This is a genomic window from Microbacterium sp. ARD31 (assembly GCF_031844425.1).
Genome location: NZ_JAUZVE010000024.1, coordinates 106,366 through 127,384, shown reverse-complemented (window position 1 = coordinate 127,384; position 21,019 = coordinate 106,366). Strand labels below are relative to the sequence as shown.

Here is a 21,019-nt window from a genome sequence, read left to right as displayed (position 1 = left end):
AGTTCAAGGGCTTCCTGCGCGACGAGTACACGACGCTGCCCGACGCCGACGACCGCATCCTCGCGACCGCCCTGCAGGCGCAGTGGTCCTACCGGCCCGGCGTTGACCTCGACTGGGACGCGACGTACGACCCGGTTCGCGCGCTGCTGCTCTCGACGTTCGCCACGACCTACAGCAGGGCCCTGCAGGAGACGCTCTACGCGATGGGCCGTGCGGTCCTGGAGGCGCACGATGAGATCACGCAGATCTCCTTCTCCGCGCCCAACAAGCACCACTTCCTCGTCGACCTCGCGCCCTTCGGGCTGGACAACCCGGGCGAGGTGTTCATCGCCGCCGACCGCCCCTACGGGCTGATCGAGGCGACGGTCCTGCGCGACGAGGAGGCCGGGTGAGCGGCCTCGACGCGTTCAACCGGCTGCCCGCCGGCGACGCCCGCGCCCGGCTGCGGGTGTTCCTCGACGCCCCGCGGTGGGCCGACGCGGTGACCGCCGCGCGCCCCTACGCCGACCTCGGCGAGCTCGAGGACGCGATGGTCGCCGCCGCGGCGACGATCGGCGACGAGGACCTCGAGCAGGCCCTCGCCCGCCACCCCCGGATCGGCGAGCGCGCCGACGCCGAGCGCCACGACGCCGAGCACTCCACGCGCGAGCAGGCGGGGGTCGACCGCACCGACGCCGACCTGGTCCGCGCCCTGGCGGACGGCAACCGCGCCTACGAGGAGCGCTTCGGCCGGGTCTTCATCATCCGTGCCGCCGGCCGCAGCGGACAGGAGGTCCTCGACCACCTGCGCCACCGGCTCGACAATTCCGACGAGCTCGAGCGGGCCGCCACGATCGACCAGCTGACCCAGATCGCCGTGCTGCGGATGAAGGAGTCGTTGTCCTGATGGCCTCGTTGAGCACCCACGTCCTCGACACCGCGAGCGGGCGACCTGCTGCTGGTCTGCGCATCGTCCTGGAGTCCGCCGACGGGAGCGTCCTGGCCGAGGGCGTCACCGACGACGACGGTCGCATCGGCGACCTCGCCGCCGACCTCGTGGCCGAGGACCACGTCCTCCGCTTCGACACCGGTGCCTGGTTCGCCCGGCTGGGCACGACCGCCTTCTACCCCGAGGTGGTCGTGACCTTCACCGTCGGCGGCGACGAGCACTACCACGTCCCGCTGCTGCTCAGCCCGTTCGGCTACTCCACCTACCGGGGCAGCTGAGGGTGGCGGCCGAGGTCGTCCTCCGCGCGCGGCGCGCGGTCGTCGGTGAGGAGGAGGTGCCGGTGTCGGTGCGCGTGCGTGACGGGGTCGTCGTCGCCGTCGGTGCGTACGACGACCCGGCCGGCGATGCCGAGGTCGTCGAGCTCGCCCCCGACGAGGTGCTCCTGCCGGGGCTGGTCGACACCCACGTGCACGTCAACGAGCCCGGCCGCACCGAGTGGGAGGGCTTCGCCAGCGCCACCCGCGCCGCGGCGGCCGGTGGCGTGACCACGATCGTCGACATGCCGCTCAACAGCATCCCGCCGACGACGACCGTGCCCGCGCTGCAGGAGAAGCGCGACGCCGCCCGCGACCAGGTCTTCGTCGACGTCGGCTTCTGGGGCGGCGCCGTGCCGGGCAACACCGCCGACCTCGCCGGCCTCCACGCGGCAGGCGTGCTCGGCTTCAAGTGCTTCCTGCTCGACTCCGGTGTCGAGGAGTTCCCGCACCTGCCTGCCGCCGACTTCGCCGTGGCGATGGCCGAGACGGCGCGGCTGGGCGCCCTGATGATCGTGCACGCCGAGGACGGCGAGGCGATCGGCGAGTGCACCCACGGGGCGGCGTACTCCGGTTTCCTCGCCAGCCGCCCGGACGCCGCGGAGGAGCGCGCCATCGCCCTCGTCATCGAGACGGCGCGCGCGACCGGCGCCCGCGCCCACGTCGTCCACCTGAGCGCGTCGGGCGCCGTCCCCACCCTCCGCGAGGCCCGCGCGGCCGACGTCGACGTGAGCGTCGAGACCTGTCCGCACTACCTGTTCTTCGAGGCCGGCTCGATCGCCGACGGCGCCACCGAGCTGAAGTGCTGCCCGCCGATCCGCGGCGCGGACAACCGCGACGCGCTGTGGGCCGCACTGGCCGCCGGCGACGTCGACATGGTCGTCAGCGACCACTCCCCGTGCACGGCCGACCTCAAGCACCAGGACACCGGCGACTTCGCCGAGGCGTGGGGCGGCATCGCCTCGCTCCAGCTCGGTCTGCCCGTCGTGTGGACCGCGGCGCGCGAGCGCGGCGTGCCCCTCACCGACGTCGTCCGATGGATGGCGACGGCCCCGGCCCGCCGCGTCGGGCTGGCCGGCAAGGGCGCGATCGCGGTCGGCCACGACGCCGACTTCTGCGTGTTCGCGCCCGACGAGCAGTGGACCGTCGATGCCGCGCGGCTGCACCACAGGAACCCGGTCTCGCCCTACGCCGGACAGCGCCTGACCGGTGTCGTGCGGGAGACCTGGCTCCGCGGGAGCAGGATCGACGAGACTCCACGAGGACGACTGCTGAGGAGAGGCGAGCGGTGAGCAGCTACTACGTGCCGACGGGAGGCCTGCCTGGGCAGACCGAGCTGACCACGGGTGAGTCGGGCCGCGCGGTGTTCACCGAGGCCTACGCCGTCCTCCCGCGCGGCACCATGCGCGACATCGTCACCAGCCGCCTGCCGTACTGGGACCACACCCGCCTGTGGGTGATCGCGCGTCCGCTGTCGGGCTTCGCCGAGACCTTCTCCTGGTACGTCGTCGAGGTCGCGCCCGGCGGCGGGTCCGACCGGCCCGACGACGATCCCGACGCCGAGGCCGCGCTGCTCGCCGTCGCCGGCACCGCGTCGCTGAGCCTCGGCGGGGTCGAGCACCGCGTCGGCCCGGGCGGCTACGTGTTCGTCCCGCCCGGCACCCCCTGGACTCTGCACAACCGGGGCGAGGAGCCCGCGACCTTCCACTGGATCCGCAAGGCCTACGAGCGCGTCGACGGGGTCGAGGTGCCCGAGCCGTTCGTCGTGCAGGAGCAGGACGTCGCGATCGAGCCGATGCCCGACACCGACGGAGCCTGGGGCACCCAGCGCTTCGTCGACCCGCTCGACGTGCGCCACGACATGCACGTCAACATCGTCACCTTCGAGCCCGGCGGCGCGATCCCGTTCCCGGAGACCCACGTGATGGAGCACGGGCTCTACGTCCTGGAGGGCAAGGCGGTCTACCTCCTCAACCAGGACTGGGTCGAGGTGCAGGCCGGCGACTTCATGTGGCTGCGCGCGTTCTGCCCGCAGGCCTGCTACGCCGGCGGCCCTGGCCGGTTCCGCTACCTGCTCTACAAGGACGTGAACCGCCACCCCCGGCTGCACGTGTGATGTGACCCGCGTCACGTACCATGGACCCGGCAGGTCGTCGTTCGGCATGGACAACCGGCGGCCCGTGACTCCCTGAACCATGCACGAGGGGGAGTGCCGTGCCCGAACCGCAGGTCACCGTCAACGGGCAGCCGCGCGCGCTCGCCGGCACTCCCGTGCACACCAACGCGCTGGACTTCCTCCGCGGGCTCGGACTGACCGGGGCCAAGGAGGGCTGCGCCGAGGGGGAGTGCGGCGCCTGCGCGGTGCTGGTCGCGCGCCCCGACGGCACGGGCAGCCGCTGGACGCCGGTCAACGCGTGCCTCGTGCCGGCGGCCGCCCTCGACGGCCAGGAGGTGCTCACCGCCGAAGGGCTCGGCAGCCCCGCCGACCTGCACCCCGTCCAGGCGGAGCTCGCCGTGCGCGGTGGCTCCCAGTGCGGCTACTGCACCCCTGGATTCGTGTGCTCGATGGCCGCCGAGTACTACCGGCCCGGCCGTGAGCCGCGGCCCGACGGCTTCGACCTCCACGCCATCGGCGGCAACCTGTGCCGCTGCACCGGCTACCGCCCCATCCGCGACGCCGCGCTGGCCCTCGGCACGCCCGCCCCGGACGACGTCCTCGCCGAGCGGTGCTCCCACCCCGCTCCTGCGCCGGTCGCCACGCGCCTGCCCGGCTTCGCCCGCCCGCGCGACCTCGCCGAGGCGCTCGCGCTGCTCGCCGAGCACCCCGACGCGACGGTGGTGGCCGGCTCGACCGACTGGGGGGTCGAGGCGAACCTGCGCGGCCGCCGGGCGTCGTACGTCGTCGCGGTGGACCGGGTGCCCGAGCTGCGGGTGCTCGCCACCGACGGCGACGTCGAGATCGGCGCGGCCCTGACGCTGAGCGAGGTCGAGGTGGCGCTCGGCGACACGGTGCCGCTGCTGGCGCAGGTGTGGCCGCAGTTCGCGTCCCGGCTGGTGCGCAACAGCGCCACCATCGGCGGCAACCTCGCCACCGCGTCGCCGATCGGCGACCTCGCCCCCGCGCTGCTCGCGCTGGAGGCCACGCTGGTGCTCGCCTCGGCCGAGGGTGACCGGGAGGTGCCGCTCGCCGACTTCTTCACCGGCTACCGCGAGACCGTCCTGCGGCCCGGCGAGCTGCTGCGCAGCGTCCGGGTGCCGATGCCGCCGGCTCCGCTCGCGACGTTCCGCAAGGTCGCGAAGCGTCGCCTCGACGACATCTCCAGCGTGGCCGTCGGGGCCGCCCTCGAGGTCGCCGACGGCACGGTCGTCAGGGCCCGCATCGGCCTGGGCGGCGTCGCCGCGACACCGCTGCGCGCACGGGCCACCGAGGCGGCGCTCGAGGGCCGCCCGTGGTCGGCGGAGACCGTCGAGGAGGCGGCGACGGTGCTGGCGGCCGAGGGGACCCCGATCGACGACCAGCGGGCGAGCGCGGCGTACCGGTCCGCGATGCTCGGCAACGCGCTGCGCGCCTGGTGGGCCGAGTCGGCGGAGCGGGAGGTCGTGCGGTGAGCGGGCTGTCCGAGCGCCCCGAATGCGCCGTCGTCGGCCAGGCGCTGCCCCACGAGAGCGCCGACCTCCACGTCACCGGCCACGCGCTCTACACCGACGACCTGGTGCAGCGCACGCCGCGGGTGCTGCACGCGCACCCGGTCTGCTCACCCCACGCCCATGCCCGGGTCACCGGCCTCGACGTCGAGTCCGCGCTCGCCGTCGACGGCGTCGTGCGCGTGCTCACCGCCGCCGACGTGCCCGGGCTCAACGACGCCGGGGTCAAGCACGACGAGCCGCTCTTCCCCGAGATCGTGATGTTCGTCGGCCATGCCGTGTGCTGGGTGCTGGGGGAGACGCTGGAGGCGGCCCGGCTCGGCGCGGCCGCGGTGCGGGTGGACTACGAGCCGCTGCCCGCCGTCGTGTCGCTGGCCGAGGCGATGGAGGCCGAGAGCTTCCAGGGCGGTCGACCCGTCATCGCCCGGGGGGACGTCGAGCAGGGCCTGGCCACCGCGGCCCACGTCTTCAGCGGCGTCACCGAGATGGCCGGGCAGGAGCACTTCTACCTCGAGACCCACGCCTCGCTGGCGCTGGTGGACGAGGGCGGCCAGGTCTTCGTGCAGAGCAGCACCCAGCACCCCACGGAGACCCAGGAGATCGTCGCCCACGTGCTGGGCGTCCCCTCCCACGCGGTGACCGTCCAGTGCCTGCGGATGGGCGGCGGCTTCGGCGGCAAGGAGATGCAGCCGCACGGCTTCGCCGCCGTCGCCGCCCTCGGCGCCGTCCTCACCGGCCGGCCCGTCCGGCTGCGCCTGAGCCGCACCCAGGACATGACCATGACCGGCAAGCGGCACGGCTTCCACGCCTCCTGGCGGGTCGGGTTCGACGACGACGGCCAGCTGGTGGCGCTCGAGGCCACCCTGACCTCCGACGGCGGCTGGAGCCTCGACCTCAGCGAGCCCGTGCTCGCGCGAGCGCTGTGCCACGTCGACAACGCGTACTGGATCCCGCACGTGCGCCTGCACGGGCGCGTGGCCCGCACCCACAAGACCTCCCAGACCGCGTTCCGCGGCTTCGGCGGACCCCAGGGCATGCTCGTGATCGAGGACGTCCTCGGCCGCTGCGCACCGCTGCTCGGCGTCGACCCGACCGAGCTGCGCGCGCGCAACTTCTACGCCGAGGGGCAGGCGACCCCCTACGGCCAGGTGGTCCGGCACCCGGAGCGGATGCGCGCTGCCTGGGAGCAGGTGCTCGCCAGCGGCGACGTCGCGGGTCGGCGGGCCGAGGTCGCGGCCTTCAACGCCGCCCACCCGCACGCCAAGCGCGGCCTCGCCGTGACCCCGCTGAAGTTCGGGATCTCCTTCAACTTCACCGCCTTCAACCAGGCCGGAGCGCTGGTGCACGTCTACAAGGACGGGTCGGTGCTCATCAACCACGGCGGCACCGAGATGGGACAGGGGCTGCACACGAAGATGCTCCAGGTCGCGGCGACCAGCCTCGGCGTCCCGCTGGCGCGCGTGCGGCTCGCGCCCACCCGCACCGACAAGGTCCCCAACACCTCGGCCACGGCCGCCAGCTCGAGCACCGACCTCAACGGGGGTGCCGTCAAGGACGCCTGCGAGCAGATCCTGCAGCGGCTGCGCGAGGTCGACGCCGGGCGCGGCCTGCCGTGGGACGAGCTGGTGCGCGAGGCCTACTTCGGCCGGGTCCAGCTCTGGGCCGCCGGCTTCTACCGCACCGAGGGCATCCACTGGGACTCCACCGCGATGCAGGGCCACCCGTTCAAGTACTTCGCCTACGGCGCCGCGGCGGCAGAGGTCGAGGTCGACGGCTTCACGGGTGCGTCCACCGTGCGGCGCGTCGACATCGTGCACGACGTCGGCGACAGCCTCTCCCCGCTCGTCGACCTGGGCCAGGTCGAGGGCGGGTTCGTCCAGGGACTGGGCTGGCTCACCCTGGAGGACCTCCGCTGGGACGAGACCGACGGCCCCGGCCGCGGCCGGCTGACCACCCAGGCCGCCAGCACCTACAAGCTGCCGAGCCTGGGCGAGCTGCCCGCCGTGCTCAACGTCGCGCTGCTCGAGCGTGCCCACGAGGACGGCGCGGTCTACGGCTCCAAGGCCGTCGGCGAGCCGCCGCTGATGCTGGCGTTCGCGGTCCGGGAGGCGCTGCGCGAGGCGGCGGCGGCCTTCGGCCCGGGCGGCACGAGCATCCAGCTCGCGTCCCCGGCCACGCCCGAGGCCGTGTACTGGGCGGTCGAGCGGGCCCGGCGCGCGGCAGCCGGGAAGCCCCTCGACCATGTGGTCGAGGGGCTGCCCGGCCGCGTCCCGGACCCGCCCGACCCGTCGGCTCCCGGGATCCGGCCGGAGTCCGAGCAGGTCGACAACACCGCGGGGAGGTCCTGACGTGCACTGGCTCGCAGCGGTGCAGCAGCTCCGCGACCGGCGGGAGGCGGGCGTGCTCGTCACGGTCACGGGCGCGCGCGGCCACGCCCCGCGCGACCCCGGTGCCAAGATGGTCGTCGCGGAGGGCGGCGCGTGGGGGAGTGTCGGCGGAGGGAACCTCGAGGAGACCTCCGTCGCGCGAGCCCGCGCCATGCTGGCCGCCGGTGCCGACGAGCCCGAGCAGCTCACCCTGGGCCTCACCGACCGCGCCCGCACCGAGCACGGACGCCAGTGCTGCGGCGGCGAGGTCTCGCTGCTGCTGGAGCCGCTGCCCGTCGTCCCGGCCGTCGCCGTGTTCGGCGTCGGCCACGTCGGCCTCGAGGTGGCCCGCATCCTGGCCGGCCACGACCTCGACCTGCACCTGGTCGACTCCCGGGCCCACCAGCTCACCCCGGAGCGGCTCGCGCCGGTCGAGGCGGGGGAGGCGCGGGTCCGGGCGCACCATGCACCCGTTCCCGAGCTCGCCCTCGGGTCGGTCCCGGCCGGCACCCACGTCCTGGTGATGACGCACGACCATGCCGAGGACTTCGCCCTGTGCGACGCGGCGCTGCGGTGCGCCCACCTCGGCTCGGTCGGGCTGATCGGCTCGGCCGCCAAGTGGGCCCGCTTCCGCACGGGGCTCGCGGTCGAGGGCCACGACGAGGCGACGATCGCCCGCATCCGCTGTCCGATCGGGCTGCCCGGGCTGCCGGGCAAGGAGCCTGCAGCAATCGCGGTGTCCGTCGCGGCCGAGCTGGTGGGCCTGTTCGCCGCCGACCGGGCTCGGCGGTGACGGGCACCGGGGTCCTCTACCGGGCCCACGCCTTCGACACCCCCGACGACCCCTTCGACGCCGCGACCACGGGTCCCGGCTTCCGCCACGACGAGGACCTCGGGCTGCTGGTCTCCGACGACGGCGTCATCGTGGCCCGCGGGCGGTTCGCGGCGGTCTCCGCCCAGCACCCCGACGCACCCGTCATCGACCTACGCGCCGGTCTGCTCCTGCCCGGCCTGGTCGACGCCCACGTCCACTTCCCGCAGGTCCGGGTGATCGGCGCGCTCGGCATGCCGCTGCTGGAGTGGCTCGACCGCTGCGCCCTGCCGGAGGAGCAGCACCTCGCCTCGGCGTCGTACGCCGCCACCATCGCGGGCGAGTTCGTCGCCGGGCTGATCTCCGCCGGGACGACGACGTCCCTGGTCTTCGGGTCCCACTTCGCCCCTGCGGTCGACGCCCTCTTCAGCGAGGCCGAGCGCTTCGGTCTGCGGATGACCAGCGGCCTCGTGGTGAGCGACCGGATGCTGCCCGAGCCGCTGCTCACCACCCCCGAGCGTGCCTACGACGAGGCCGTGGAGCTCGCCTCGCGCTGGCACGGACGCGACCGGCTCCGGTACGCCGTCACCCCCCGCTTCTCGCTCTCGGCGTCCGACCCGGTGCTCGCGGCCTGCCAGGCGGTCCTCGAGTCGGTCGACGGCGCGTGCTTCACCTCGCACGTCAACGAGAACAACGCCGAGGTCGCGACCGTCGCCGACCAGTTCCCCGACCGGGCGCACTACGTCGACACCTACGACCACCACAAGCTCCTGGGCTCGTTCTCGGTGCTCGCCCACAACGTCCACCCGACGGACCCCGAGCTCGCGGTCATGGCGGCGCGGAGCACCTCGGTCGCCTACTGCCCGACCAGCAACGCCGCGCTCGGGTCGGGCATGTTCCCCCTCACCCGCCACCTCGCGGCCGGCGTCCGCGTCGCGCTCGGCAGCGACGTCGGCGCCGGCACCGGCTTCTCGATCTTCAAGGAGGGCCTGCAGGCCTACTTCCTCCAGCACCTCATGGGCCCGGCGGGAGTGCCGCTCGGCGCCGGGCACCTGCTCCACCTCGCCACGGCCGCCGGCGCCGCCGCCCTCGGTCTCGGCGACACCGTCGGCGACCTCTCGGAGGGCAAGCAGTTCGACGCGATCCTGCTGCGGCCGCCACCCGGGACCGCCCTCGACATCGGGCTCCGGCACGCAGACACCCCGGAGGCGGCGCTCGGCAAGGTGTTCGCGCTCGCGTCCGACGCCGACGTCGCGGACGTGTGGGTCGGCGGCGAGCAGATCGCCTCGGGCGGGTTCGTCCGGCCCGTCACTCCCCGCGCGCCAGCAGGACGTCGTACGCCCGCAGGGTGAGGAAGTCGGGGAAGTCCTCGCCGAGGGCGCAGTCGACGAACAGCCGCCGGGCCTCGTCGTCGACGGCCCCGCCGAGCGCGGCGTGCTCCTCCGCGACGATGCGCTCGACCAGCGCACGCGTGACCATCTCGCCGGTGTCGAGGCGCGCCCCGTTGGCGACCCACTGCCAGACCTGCGACCGGGAGATCTCCGCGGTCGCCGCGTCCTCCATGAGGTGGTCGATGCCGGCGGCGCCGTTGCCCGAGAGCCAGGCGTGGAGGTACTGCATGCCGACCCGCACGTTGCCGCGCAGGCCCGCCTCGGTGCGCTCACCGGGTGTCGCCGACACCGCGAGCAGGTCGGCGGCCTGCACCGAGACGTCGTCGCGGCCCACGTCGAGCTGGTTGTCGCGCCCGGCCAGGACCTCGTCGAAGACCCCGGCGCACAGCGGGACGAGGTCCGGGTGCGCGACCCACGACCCGTCGAAGCCCGCGCGGGCCTCCCGGGTCTTGTCCTCCCGCACCTTGGCGAACGCGCGCTCGTTGACCTCGGGGTCGCGCCGGCTCGGGATGAACGCCGCCATCCCGCCGATCGCGAAGGCGCCCCGCCGGTGGCAGGTCCGCACGAGCAGGTCGCTGTAGGCCTTCATCATCGGCGCCGCCATGGTGACCGCGTTGCGGTCGGGGAGGGTGAAGCCGGCACCGGCGTCGCGGAAGGTCTTGATGATGCTGAAGAGGTAGTCCCAGCGGCCCGCGTTGAGGCCGGCGACGTGGTCGCGCAGCTCGAAGAGGATCTCGTCCATCTCGAACGCCGCGGTGATCGTCTCGATCAGCACGGTCGCGCGCACCGAGCCGTGCGGGACGCCGAGCGTCGCCTCCGCGTGCGCGAACACCTCGTCCCACAGCCGCGCCTCGAGGTGCGACTCCATCTTCGGAAGGTAGTAGTACGGGCCGCTGCCCGCGTCGAGCAGTGCGCGGGCGTTGTGGAAGAAGTGCAGCCCGAAGTCGACCAGCGCGGCGACCACCGGGCGTCCGTCGCGCAGCAGGTGCGCCTCGTCGAAGTGCCAGCCACGCGGGCGGGGCAGCACGACCGGCGCGGAGGCCGGGTCGGCGACGGCGTACTGCTTGCCCTCGGGCGAGGTGAACGACAACCGGCCGCGCACCGCGTCGTGCAGGGTGAGCTGGCCACCGATGACGTTGCGCCAGTGAGGCGTGTTGGCGTCCTCGAGGTCGGCGAGCCAGACCCGTGCGCCGGAGTTCAGGGCGTTGATGGCCATCTTGGGCTCGGTCGGGCCGGTGATCTCGACCCGCCGGTCCCGGAGGTCGGTGGGCACCGGGGCGATCGTCCAGTCACCGGCGCGCACCGATGCCGTCTCGGGCAGGAAGTCCAGGGTGCCGGTGCGGGCGACCTGCTCGCGGCGGTGGCGCCGGGCGGCGAGCAGCTCGTCGCGGCGCGCGTGGAACCGCGCGTCGAGGTCGGCGACGAAGGCGAGGGCCTCGGAGGTGAGGACGACCTCGGAGCGCGGCACGGACGGGGCGGCGACGTCGAGGCCGGACATGCCCGCCACGATAGCCTCGAGGCGATGTCCCGCGCCCGCATCCTTCCCGTCGCGATGGTCCTCCTCGCGCCCCTGCTGGCCGCCTGCGCGGGCAACGACCCGACCGTCGCGCTCCTCGTGGCCGACCGGTCCGACAGCGCCTCCCGGGCCGTCCACGTGGAGGCCTTCACCGACCGGGTCGAGGCGACCTGCGCGGCCTGCCGCGTGCGGGTGTACGACGCCGAGGGGGACGTCGAGACGCAGAAGAACCAGGCGCGCCAGGCCGAGGCCGACGCCGTCGACGTCCTCGTGGTGGTGCCGGTGGAACCGGACGAGCTGGCCTCGATGGTGTCCCGCGACCTCCCCGTCGTCTCGCTCGGGGAGCTGGTCCCGGGCTCGGACCGCTTCGTCGGGCTGGCCGGCGGCGAGGTCCCGGTCCAGCGCGGCTCCGACCTCGAGGCCGCACGCGAGGTGCTGATGGGCGAGGAGCAGGCGATGACCTACGTCCCGACCCGGGCGATGACCGAGCGCGCGGCCGACGTCGCCGTCGCGTTCCTGGCCGACACCGTCCCGGAGGGCGGCGCGGACGTCGACGGCGTGGACACCTGGCTCTACGAGGACGTCCGGGTCACCGTCGACGACCTCACGTCCGTCCTCGTCGCGGACGGCGCGATCACCCTCGACGACCTCTGCGCGGGCACGACGGCCAGGCGCTGCGTACGGTGGGGCCTGCGATGATCGAGATCCTCACTCCTGCCCAGGTCGACCGAGCCCGCCGCACCGGCGCCCTCGTGGCCGACATCCTCCAGTCGCTGCGCACCCGCAGCCAGGTCGGCACCAACCTGCTCGACCTCGACCGCTGGACCGCCGAGATGATCAGCGACGCCGGCGCCGAGTCCTGCTACGTCGACTACGCCCCGTCCTTCGGGCGCGGCCCGTTCGGCCACTACGTCTGCACCGCGGTCAACGACGCCGTCCTGCACGGCCGTCCGCACGACCGCCGGCTCGCCGACGGCGACCTGCTCACCCTCGACCTCGCGGTGCGGCTCGACGGCGTGGCGGCCGACTCCGCGATCAGCTTCATCGTCGGGGAGAGCCGTCCCGCCGAGTCGGTCGAGCTGATCGAGGTCACCGAGCGTGCCCTCGCGGCGGGCATCGCCGCGGCCCGGCCCGGCGCCCGGATCGGCGACCTCTCGCACGCGATCGGCACGGTGCTGTCCGAGGCGGGCTACCCGATCAACATGCAGTTCGGCGGCCACGGCATCGGTACGACGATGCACCAGGACCCGCACGTCTCCAACAACGGCCGACCCGGCCGGGGCTACCAGCTCCGACCGGGCCTGCTGCTCGCACTCGAGCCGTGGATCATGGCCGACACCGACGAGCTCGTCACCGACGAGGACGGCTGGACGCTGCGCAGCGCGACCGGCTGCCGCACCGCCCACAGCGAGCACACCATCGCCATCACCGCCGACGGCGCCGAGGTCCTGACCCTGCCGACGGCTCGCCCCGCGTCCTAGTGCACGGTCTCCATCGGAGCCTCCGCCTCGGCCTCGGTGAGCGGGGTGTCGGCTGAGTCGAGCTTGCTCGGCCACCAGATCTTGCCGCCCAGGTCGAGGTTGAGGGCGGTGACGAGCACCGACCGGACGACCAACGTGTCGAGCATGACGCCCAGGGCGACGGCCACGCCGAGCTCGGCCAGGAACACCAGCGGCAGCGAGCCGAGCACGAGGAACGTCGCCGCGAGGACGATGCCGGCCGAGGTGATCACACCCCCGGTGGAGGCGAGCGCGATCAGCGATCCCTTGCGGGTGCCGTAGGTCGCCGTCTCCTCCCGGACCCGGGTCATCAGGAAGATGTTGTAGTCGATGCCCAGCGCCACGAGGAACACGAACGCGAACAACGGGAACCCCGGATCGGACCCGGCGAAGCCGAAGACGTACTCGAAGAGCAGGGCCGAGATGCCGAGCGCGGCGCCGAAGGACAGCACCACCGTGGCGATGAGGATCAGCGGCGCGAGCACCGCGCGGAGCAGGCCGATGAGGATCAGCAGCACCACGGCGAGCACCAGCGGCATGATCACCCAGCTGTCGCGCTCGGACGCGATCTTGGTGTCGAGGTAGAAGGCGGCCCCGCCACCGACGAGGGCGTCGGCCCCCGAGACGTCGTCGACGGCCTCCCGGCTGGACTCCACGATGTCGGCCGCGGTGCTCGAGGAGATGTCGGCGTTGATGGTCGCCTCGAACCACGCCCGTCCGTCGGAGAGGGGCTGGACCTCACCCGGTGCGCCGAGGCCGTCGACGCCCTCCAGCGACGCGGCGACCGCGTCGGCCTGGTCGGCGTCGGTGACCACCTGGATGGTGTTGGAGTTGTCGGCGAGGCCGTGGTCGGCGAGCAGCCTCTGGCCCTTGATGGAGTCGAACTCCTTCGTGTAGGTGTCCTCGGTCGACAGGCCGGAGGCGTCGAGCCGGAAGAGGCCCAGGCAGGCGAGCAGCAGCAGCCCGGTCGTGGTCAGCCAGACCCGACGGGGGCGGTGGCTGATCGCCCGACCGACGCGGGCCCAGAGCCCGTCGGCCGTCGGCTCGGCGCTCCGGTAGGCCGGGCGCTTGGGCCAGAAGATCCAGCGGCCGCAGATCACCAGCAGGGCGGGCAGCAGCGTCACCATCACCAGCATCGTCACCGCGACACCGATGGCGAGGACCGGGCCGAGGCCCGCGGTGGAGTTGAGGTCGGCGAACGACAGGCAGAGCATGCCCACCGCCACCGTCGCCGCGCTCGCGAAGATCGCCGGCGCCGCCCGGTGCAGGGCGAAGGCCATCGCCTCGTGGCGGTCCTCGTGGCGGCGCAGCTCCTCGCGGTAGCGCGCGACCAGCAGCAGCGCGTAGTCGGTGCCGGCGCCGATGACCAGGATGCTCAGGATCGCCTGGCTCTGGCCGTTGACGGTGAGGCCGGCGTACTTCGCGAGGAGGTAGACCAGGCCCGTCGCGATGAAGTTGGCCGAGACCGCGCACAGGATCGGCAGCAGCCACAGGACCGGGCTGCGGTAGGTGAAGAGCAGGATCACGATCACCACGGCCAGCGTGGCGAAGATCAGGTTGGTGTCGATGCCCTCGAAGGCCTCCGCGGAGTCGGCCGCCTGGCCGCCGTAGCCCGCGAGGTGGACCTCCCCGCCGTCGATCTGCGCGATGTCGCGGATCTCCTCGGCGGCGTCGGGGATGTCGTTCCACCCGTTGGCGCCGAAGTTCAGCACGAAGTAGAGGTAGGCGACCTCGCCGTCCTCCGACACCAGCGTCGGCACGGGGGCGCCCTGCGCCGCGGCCGCCTCCGCGGCCGCCGGGGTCAGCACGCCCTCGCCGGTCACGCCGTCGAGCTCGGCGACCTGCGGGCCCTGCTCCTCGATCGCGGCGAGGTCGGCGTCGGTGAGCCCGCCGTCGCGGTGGTAGACCACGAGCGTGGGGATGTCGTTGGGGTCGACGGTCTCGGAGAGCTCCTCGAGCACCTTGGTCGACTCGGCCGACTCCGGCAGCCACGAGGAGGCCTCGTTGTTCTGGACCGAGGTCAGCTTGGCCGAGAAGCCCGCCATGATCACGGTCAGGCCGAGCACCGCCCCGAGGACGACCCACTTGGTCACGCGGCCGGTGAGCGTACCGGCGATCTGTCGATGCATGACCCCAGTCGAGCAGCAGGGTCCGACATCCTGCATCGGTAAATACCCTGAGGTCTAGACCGGGTCCGCCCCGGGATCATCGGGCTCAGCGGGTCTGGAGCTGGAACGGTGAACGGGTGTCCATCGACCCGCGTCGCGGCGCGACGGCGTACTCCATCGAGCCGTCGAGTCCCAGGCGCACCACCGCCCACTCGCCGTCCTGGTAGGTCACCACGAGCACGTGCTCGGCGTCCTCCCAGACCTCGTCGAAGTACGTCGCCGAGTGGCCGTTGCGGGCGTAGGTGAAGGTGCGGGCCACCGAGCCGTCGGTCGCGCTGAGGACGTCGAGGACCGTCGGGCCGAACCCGTCGGCGTACGCCGGGGTGCCGAGCACGTGGGCGTTGTCCGGGGAGATGTCGGAGAGCTGGTTGTCGCACGTGCGCCACGCGACGCGCCAGCTGCGCATCATCGCGCTGCACGAGCCCATGTCGCTGAACGAGGTGATGCCGCCGAGCAGGCGGCCGCGACCGGTGGTGGTCTGCCTCAGGTGCGGGACGCGGTCGACGATGCCGTGGGAGGACGTGTAGAACGCCCGGTGCGGGCCGTTGACGGCGATCGAGCACCCGGTGCCGGGGTCGCCCTCACCCTCCTTGCAGTTCTCCCCGGCGACCGTGACGGCCCGCGCGGTGCCGGTGACCGGGACCGGGTTGAACCGGAAGACGCGGTCGCCGTCCTGGTCGATCGTCCAGACCTTGCCCCGCCTGCCGGCGAACGCGACCACCTCCCCGCGCGGCGAGACGCCGAGGCCGTACCCGGTGCGCCACTCACGGCGCCCCGGGGTCCCGTCGGCGGCGATCCACCGCACGGTCGTCGGGCGGTTGAGCGCCGTCTGGACGACGTAGCCCGAGCCCATCGGTGCCAGCTCGACGACGTTGTTCGACACCGGTGTCGTCGTCCCGCCCGGACCGTGGACCACGGTGCGCCCGGATCGCCGCTCCGTCCAGGCGATGGCGGGCGGCTCGCCCTGGTCGAGGCCGCGCACGTCGAGCACGGTGCGCGGCGCCTTCTCCGCGGCGCCCACGGCCGGCACGGAGGGGACGAGGGAGGCCACCGCCAGCGCGGTCGCAACGAGGATGACGGTCTTCATGCCCAGAAGACGTCGTGGACGAGGCCTTGGTTGCCTCAGCCGCCCGGAAACCCGGGCGGCAGGGCGCGGCCCTCGTCGGCGAGCACCCCGCGCAGCCGGTCGGGACGGTTGGTGATCAGGCCGTCGACGCCGAGGCGCAGCAGGTGCCGCTGGGTGGGCGCGTCGTCGACGACGTAGGGCACGACGGCCAGCCCGGCCGCGTGCGCCCGCCCGACGAGGTCGGCGGTGGCGAACGGACGGTACGCCGGGTCGTCGACGCCGGCGCGGAACGGCGAGCCGTGGATCGGAGAGAGCGCCGTGAACCCCTGGGCCGCCGCAGTCCGGACGAAGTCGGCGTCGACCGCGAGCCCGTCGAACCACGGGGACGGCCCGTCGGTGTTGCCGAGATACTTCGGGGAGACGAGCAGGTTGCGACCCAGGAGCGGCTCGGCCTCGGCGACGCGCGCGAGCACGCCCCAGTCGAAGCACTGGATGCTGGTGCGCCCCACGAGCCCGTCGATGCGCAGCGCCTCGACGACCTTCGCCACGAACGCCTCGCGCGTGGTCAGCCGCGCGGCGTCGAGGGCGTCGTACTTGATCTCGAGGTTGACGCGGACCGGGTCGGCACCGCGCTCCTCGAGCAGGGCGGCGACCTGTCGCAGGAGCGGCATCGACGGCGGTAGGTCGGCGCGGGTGAGCTGCCGGATCCGGCGCGCGTCGGCCAGCGCCGGGTCGTGGGCGACGACGACGTCGTCCTCCGCGGTCAGGTGCACGTCGAGCTCGAGCGTCGACACCCCCAGCGCGAGGGCGCGACCGAACGCCTCCAGCGTGTTCTCGGGCCAGAGCCCGGCGCCGCCGCGGTGGGCCTGCAGGTCGAAGGGTGTCGAGGCTCGCTCCGCTCGCACCTCAACCAACGGTGGGGGAGCCGTAGAGCCTGTCGACCACGTCGGAGTACTTCGCGTTGACCACCCGCCGCTTGAGCTTGAGGGTCGGGGTGAGCTCCTCGGACTCCGCCGTCCACTCGTGGGGGAGCAGCTCCCACGCCTTGACCTGCTCGGGGCGCGAGAGCCGCTCGTTGGCGGCGTCGACGGCCGCCTGCGCCATGGCGCGGATCTGGGGCTTGGTGGACAGGTCGGCGAGGTCGGTGAACTCGATGCCCATCTTGGCCGCCACGAGCGGGGCGATCTCCCCGTCCAGGGTGAGGATCGCGACGACGTAGGCCTGGTTGTCGCCGATCGCCATCGCGTGGCCGACGATCGGGGACTCCTTGAGGTAGTTCTCGATGTTCGACGGCGCGATGTTCTTGCCCGCGGAGGTGATGATCAGCTCCTTCTTGCGGTCGACCACGGAGTAGAAGCCGTCCTCGTCGACCGTGCCGATGTCGCCGGTGTGGATCCACCCGTCGTCGTCGATCAGCGCGCGCGTGGCGGACTCCTGGCGGTGGTAGCCGGGGGTGTTCACCGGTCCGCGGCACAGGATCTCGTTGTCCTCGCCGAGGCGCACCTCGATGCCGGGGTTGGGCCGCCCGACGGTGCCGAGCTTGAAGTGGCCGGGACCGTTGGAGGTGAAGGCGCCGGTCGTCTCGGTCATGCCGTAGACGTCGTAGACCTGCAGGCCGAGCCCGCCCATGAACTTGGCGACCTCGACGGGCATCGGCGCGGCCGCGCTCGCGGCCCACGTCACCTGGTCGAGGCCGAGCAGCAGCCGCAGGAAACCGAGGATCGCCTCGTCGGCCCTGGCATAGGCCTCCTCCACCTCCGGCGTCATCTCGTTGCCGTACTCGTGCGCCTGGGTCCAGGCCAGACCGGCCGCCATGGCGTCCTGGACGAGCTTGTGGTTGGCCGGGTCCGGGTCCTCGGCCAACTTCGCGGAGATGCCGGTCTTGATCTTCTCCCACACCCGCGGGACGCCGAAGAAGGCGGTCGGGTGGACCTCGCCGAGCGCGCCGAGCAGCCCCGCCGGGTCGGGGATCGCGTGCACGTGGTTGCCCAGGAACGGCGGACCGTACGTCGCCAGCACCCGCTCGGCGATGTGTGCCAGGGGAAGGTAGCTGATCGTGCGCTGCTGGCCGCGCAGCCCGGCCGCGTCGAGCGTGGACACCGCTTCGTACATGACGTTGTGGTGGGTCAGCACGACACCCTTGGGGTTGCCGGTCGTGCCGGAGGTGTAGAGGTAGGTGGCCGGCAGGTCGGGGGTGATCTGCTCCATGCGCGCCTCGACGCCGGAGGTGTCGGACCCCCGGGCGAGGAAGTCCTCCCACGTCATCGCGCGCCCGTCGTCGACGCGGTCGGCGTCGGTGAACATCACGACGTGGCGGATCGAGTCGACCTCGGCCAGCGCGCGCTCCCAGCGGCGGTAGCGGTCGTGGTCCTCGAGGATCACCACGACCGGGCGGGACTCGCCGGCGATGAACGCGACCTGGTCCTGCGCGAGGGTGTTGTAGATCGACATCGGCACCGCAGCGGCCGCCATCGAGCCGTAGTCGGCGAGCGTGTGCGCGGTGCGGTTGGACGCCATCAGCGCCACCGGGTCGCCCTTCTCCACGCCGAGGTCGATCAGCGCGGCCGCGACCTGCTGGGTGCGCTCCCACGTCTCGGCCCAGGTGATCGTCGACCAGGTCTCGCCCTCGGGCACGTCGAAGCGGTCGGAGAAGGCGGGATGGTCGCCGAACCTCTCGGCCGCCTGCCGCACGGTCGCCGGCATGTGCAGGCCGAGGATGCGGGCCTCGTACTCCTCGCGTGCTGCCGCGACCTCGGCAGGGATCTCGTACGCCATCTGGGGTCTCCTACCTCTTCGCCCATGCTCGGTCATGTGGCGGGGGTCACATCATGGCGGCGCGGGGGACCGATGGCTAGGTCCGCCGCGCGCAACCCGGCACGCGTGGGGTGGCTAGGGTCGGAGCGTGTACAGCGACTACGAGAAGTGCGCGGTGTGCGGCTCCGAGGTCCGGCTGCGGCCCCACCCGGGCACGTCGGGCGTCACCGACGGGCCGGCCGGACCGGCGGACGGCGTCCTGGGCGGGGGCGACCCGACCGTCGACCTGCGCGAGTGCACCAACGACGACTGCCCCACGCGGCAGCCCGGCGGACCCGAGGCCTGACGCCCGGGCACCTAGCCCCGGGGCGGGAGGCGGTGCAGGGTGACGTCGTGCACCGCGCCGTCGTACGTCGTCGCGGTCATGTAGGTGCAGTGCGGCTGCCGCCGGCGATCGGTGGGCGAGCCGGGGTTCAGCAGCCGGAGGCCCGAGCCGGCCGTGGTGTCCCACGGGATGTGGCTGTGGCCGAACACCAGCACGTCGAGGTCCGGGTACGCCGCGGCCATCCGCTCCTCCCGACCCTTCGCCTGGCCCGTCTCGTGCACCACGCCGATCCGCACGCCGTCGAGCTCGACCCGCGCGACCTCGGGCAGCCGCTCTCGCAGGGCGCCGTGGTCGTTGTTGCCGTGCACGCCGACCAGCCGCTGTGACCGCGACTCGAGCTCGTCGAGGAGCCGGACGTCGACCCAGTCCCCGGCGTGGACGACGACGTCGGCCTCCTCGACCGCCGCCCACACCTCCGCGGGCAGGTCCTTGGCCCGCTTGGGCAGGTGCGTGTCGGCCAGGAGGAGCAGGCGGGTCGGCATGGGGGCCAGTCAACTCCACGGCCGCGAGCCGGTGTCGCGCGACTTCGGTCGATCCCGGCTCGTGCCGGGTCCGCCGGTGCCACACTGGCCCGGCACCGGGCCGACCGTCCCAGAAGGAGCCGACCATGCCGCTGCCCGCCGACGAGGTCCACCTCCACGACCTCGCCCACGTCGCGTGGCTGCAGGAGCACGGCGACGCCGAGCTGTGGCACGTCGCGGCGATGAGCGCGTTGACGTACGGCGACCCGCACGGCTTCGCCCTCTGGGTCGTCCAGCAGGACGACGTCGACCGGGCGACTGCGGGCTACCTCTTCCTGGGCAGGTACGGCCCGGAGTGGCTGAGCGGCCGCCCGGTGCTCGGTGGCGAGGGCCTCGCCGGCGACGACCTCGTCGCGGTGTTCGAGGCGATCTGCCGCGGCAGCGCGACCCGTGGCTTCACACGGGACGAGCTCGGGCTCGACCCGGGCTTCGAGACGCCACGGCGGGAGTGCCTCGCGGTGGTCGACGAGGGAAGGATGGCCCCGGGGATGGTGGCTCCCACCGCTCTGGTGGCCACGCCCTTCCCCGCACCGCGTCAGCTGGGCTACTCCATCGAGGACGGCGCCATCTTCGAGGCCTGAGGCTCGCCGCGTAGGTTCGGGGCATGGCCCCTGACGAGCACACGACCGACGACATGGTCGCCGAGGCGTCCCTCCAGCTGTGGGCGGCGGCCCAGACCGACTTCGACCCGTTCGAGGTGCCGTCCGAGGAGTGGCCGGCCGAGACCGTGCCGGTGCGTGACGCCGACATCGCCGTCGACACGCGCCTGGACCTCGACGACGTCCGCGCCTCGCTCGACCGGCTCGACGGCGTGAAGGTCGTCGTCGGACGTGAGGCCGGCACGTGGAGCGTGCTCCGCACGATCCCCGACGACACGCCGCTCTAGGAGGAGAGCGCCGCCAGGTCGCGCTCGGCGTAGAGCCGGTGCTCCCACTCCTCGTTGAGGACGACCTTCAGGCAGTCGGCGACGGTCAGCGAGTCAGCCTCCGCCATGAACGGCGTCGCGCTGGTGACGTGGCGGTCCAGCCCGTCGTCGTCGAGGTCGGCCAGCACCTCGGCGACGGTCGCCCGGCGGCGGGCCCGCAGCTCGAGCACCTCGTCGAGGGTGGGACGTACGTCGCGGTCCCACGGCACGCCGTCGACGGCCGGCGCCTCGTCCCACGGCAGGTCCAGCGGGTGCCACGGCGACGGGTCGGCGAGCACGACCCCGGAGACCCAGCAGGCGTGGGCGAAGCCGAGGTGGCGCAGGGTCTCGATGAAGGACCACTCGCCGTCGACCTGCTCGTGCAGCCTGGCGGCCGGCAGCTCGCGGGCGCGGGCGACCGTGGACCCCCACAACCGATCGACGGTCTCGAACGCCGTCCGGAAGCCGTCGGCGTCGCTCGGCCGCATGAGGGCACGCTCGGGATGGCGACGGTCGAGCTCGGCCTCGACGAGGGGCACCACGTCGACGCCGTTGACCACGACCCGCCCGAGCTCGCCGTGGATCTCGAGGTCGGGCGCCTCCACACCGGTCATCCGCACGCCGTCGAGCCAGGCGGCCCGCACCCGCAGCCCGCTGAGGTCGGCGTCGTGGATCGTGGCGTCGCGGAGCCGGACCCGCCGGAACGTCGACCCGCTGAGGTCCTGCTCGATGAAGTCGGTCATGGAGCCCA

The 21,019-nt window shown here is 73.3% G+C and carries 20 protein-coding genes and 1 pseudogene; 14 read left to right on the top strand and 7 right to left on the bottom strand.

What is annotated here, in order from left to right; genetic code table 11:
- From Q9S36_RS34420 to Q9S36_RS34380, 9 genes and pseudogenes are all read left to right on the top strand, one after another.
- A pseudogene (locus Q9S36_RS34420) lies at nucleotides 1-392 on the top strand (urate oxidase); the annotation flags it as partial.
- Complete coding sequence (gene uraD / locus Q9S36_RS34415) at nucleotides 389-886, top strand: 2-oxo-4-hydroxy-4-carboxy-5-ureidoimidazoline decarboxylase (protein WP_311289296.1); 498 nt, start codon at nucleotides 389-391, stop codon at nucleotides 884-886. The pseudogene Q9S36_RS34420 and the gene uraD, both read left to right, overlap by 4 nt.
- Nucleotides 886-1,206: a hydroxyisourate hydrolase gene (gene uraH / locus Q9S36_RS34410; RefSeq protein ID WP_311289295.1), complete on the top strand. Its 321-nt coding sequence runs from the start codon at nucleotides 886-888 to the stop codon at nucleotides 1,204-1,206. The genes uraD and uraH overlap by 1 nt, the downstream gene beginning before the upstream one ends.
- A 2-nt stretch (nucleotides 1,207-1,208) precedes the next feature.
- Nucleotides 1,209-2,534, top strand: a complete 1,326-nt coding sequence (allB, locus tag Q9S36_RS34405; RefSeq protein WP_311289294.1) for an allantoinase AllB — start codon at nucleotides 1,209-1,211, stop codon at nucleotides 2,532-2,534.
- Entirely contained in the window at nucleotides 2,531-3,358 is an 828-nt protein-coding gene (locus Q9S36_RS34400; protein ID WP_311289293.1) for a bifunctional allantoicase/(S)-ureidoglycine aminohydrolase, read from the top strand. Before allB ends, Q9S36_RS34400 begins: the two co-directional genes overlap by 4 nt.
- Before the next feature lie 98 nt (nucleotides 3,359-3,456).
- Entirely contained in the window at nucleotides 3,457-4,851 is a 1,395-nt protein-coding gene (locus Q9S36_RS34395; protein WP_311289292.1) for an FAD binding domain-containing protein, read from the top strand.
- Nucleotides 4,848-7,235 carry a xanthine dehydrogenase molybdopterin binding subunit gene (gene xdhB / locus Q9S36_RS34390; protein ID WP_311289291.1) on the top strand — a complete coding sequence of 796 codons (2,388 nt, stop codon included), beginning with the start codon at nucleotides 4,848-4,850 and terminating at the stop codon, nucleotides 7,233-7,235. The genes Q9S36_RS34395 and xdhB overlap by 4 nt, the downstream gene beginning before the upstream one ends.
- A gap of 1 nt (nucleotide 7,236) precedes the next feature.
- Entirely contained in the window at nucleotides 7,237-8,046 is an 810-nt protein-coding gene (gene xdhC, locus Q9S36_RS34385; RefSeq protein WP_311289290.1) for a xanthine dehydrogenase accessory protein XdhC, read from the top strand.
- Entirely contained in the window at nucleotides 8,043-9,416 is a 1,374-nt protein-coding gene (locus Q9S36_RS34380; protein ID WP_311289289.1) for a guanine deaminase, read from the top strand. The genes xdhC and Q9S36_RS34380 overlap by 4 nt, the downstream gene beginning before the upstream one ends.
- On the opposite strand, the gene aceB is transcribed toward Q9S36_RS34380, so the two are convergent.
- A complete protein-coding gene (gene aceB, locus Q9S36_RS34375; protein ID WP_311289288.1) occupies nucleotides 9,373-10,953 on the bottom strand; it encodes a malate synthase A in 1,581 nt (526 codons plus the stop codon). The two genes, Q9S36_RS34380 and aceB, sit on opposite strands and share 44 nt — an antisense overlap.
- 24 nt (nucleotides 10,954-10,977) lie before the next feature.
- On the opposite strand from aceB, the gene Q9S36_RS34370 reads away from it, so the two are divergent.
- The gene (locus Q9S36_RS34370) at nucleotides 10,978-11,670 is read left to right on the top strand and encodes a hypothetical protein (protein WP_311289287.1); all 693 of its coding nucleotides are present in this window, start codon (nucleotides 10,978-10,980) and stop codon (nucleotides 11,668-11,670) included.
- Nucleotides 11,667-12,452: a type I methionyl aminopeptidase gene (gene map, locus Q9S36_RS34365; RefSeq protein WP_311289286.1), complete on the top strand. Its 786-nt coding sequence runs from the start codon at nucleotides 11,667-11,669 to the stop codon at nucleotides 12,450-12,452. The genes Q9S36_RS34370 and map overlap by 4 nt, the downstream gene beginning before the upstream one ends.
- Here map and Q9S36_RS34360 read toward each other — a convergent pair.
- From Q9S36_RS34360 to Q9S36_RS34345, 4 genes are all read right to left on the bottom strand, one after another.
- Nucleotides 12,449-14,599, bottom strand: coding sequence for an MMPL family transporter (locus Q9S36_RS34360; RefSeq protein WP_311289285.1), 2,151 nt, complete (start codon nucleotides 14,597-14,599; stop codon nucleotides 12,449-12,451). The genes map and Q9S36_RS34360 overlap by 4 nt on opposite strands.
- 85 nt (nucleotides 14,600-14,684) lie before the next feature.
- Nucleotides 14,685-15,725, bottom strand: coding sequence for a hypothetical protein (locus Q9S36_RS34355; protein WP_311289284.1), 1,041 nt, complete (start codon nucleotides 15,723-15,725; stop codon nucleotides 14,685-14,687).
- A gap of 35 nt (nucleotides 15,726-15,760) precedes the next feature.
- The gene (locus Q9S36_RS34350) at nucleotides 15,761-16,609 is read right to left on the bottom strand and encodes a glycerophosphodiester phosphodiesterase family protein (RefSeq protein WP_311289283.1); all 849 of its coding nucleotides are present in this window, start codon (nucleotides 16,607-16,609) and stop codon (nucleotides 15,761-15,763) included.
- A 1-nt stretch (nucleotide 16,610) separates the two neighbouring features.
- Complete coding sequence (locus tag Q9S36_RS34345; RefSeq protein ID WP_311289282.1) at nucleotides 16,611-18,479, bottom strand: AMP-dependent synthetase/ligase; 1,869 nt, start codon at nucleotides 18,477-18,479, stop codon at nucleotides 16,611-16,613.
- A gap of 127 nt (nucleotides 18,480-18,606) precedes the next feature.
- On the opposite strand from Q9S36_RS34345, the gene Q9S36_RS34340 reads away from it, so the two are divergent.
- A complete protein-coding gene (locus Q9S36_RS34340) occupies nucleotides 18,607-18,804 on the top strand; it encodes a hypothetical protein (protein WP_311289281.1) in 198 nt (65 codons plus the stop codon).
- 11 nt (nucleotides 18,805-18,815) lie between these two features.
- Here Q9S36_RS34340 and Q9S36_RS34335 read toward each other — a convergent pair whose 3' ends face one another.
- A complete protein-coding gene (locus tag Q9S36_RS34335) occupies nucleotides 18,816-19,325 on the bottom strand; it encodes a metallophosphoesterase (protein ID WP_311289280.1) in 510 nt (169 codons plus the stop codon).
- 125 nt (nucleotides 19,326-19,450) lie between these two features.
- Between Q9S36_RS34335 and Q9S36_RS34330 the strand changes: the two genes are divergently transcribed.
- Both Q9S36_RS34330 and Q9S36_RS34325 read left to right on the top strand, forming a co-directional pair.
- Nucleotides 19,451-19,945 carry a hypothetical protein gene (locus Q9S36_RS34330; protein WP_311289279.1) on the top strand — a complete coding sequence of 165 codons (495 nt, stop codon included), beginning with the start codon at nucleotides 19,451-19,453 and terminating at the stop codon, nucleotides 19,943-19,945.
- A gap of 23 nt (nucleotides 19,946-19,968) precedes the next feature.
- Complete coding sequence (locus tag Q9S36_RS34325; protein WP_311289278.1) at nucleotides 19,969-20,250, top strand: hypothetical protein; 282 nt, start codon at nucleotides 19,969-19,971, stop codon at nucleotides 20,248-20,250.
- Here the strand turns inward: Q9S36_RS34325 and Q9S36_RS34320 are convergent.
- On the bottom strand, nucleotides 20,247-21,011 hold the full coding sequence (locus Q9S36_RS34320; RefSeq protein WP_311289277.1) for a DinB family protein: 765 nt from the start codon (nucleotides 21,009-21,011) through the stop codon (nucleotides 20,247-20,249). The two genes, Q9S36_RS34325 and Q9S36_RS34320, sit on opposite strands and share 4 nt — an antisense overlap.
- Between the last annotated feature and the right edge of the window lie 8 nt (nucleotides 21,012-21,019).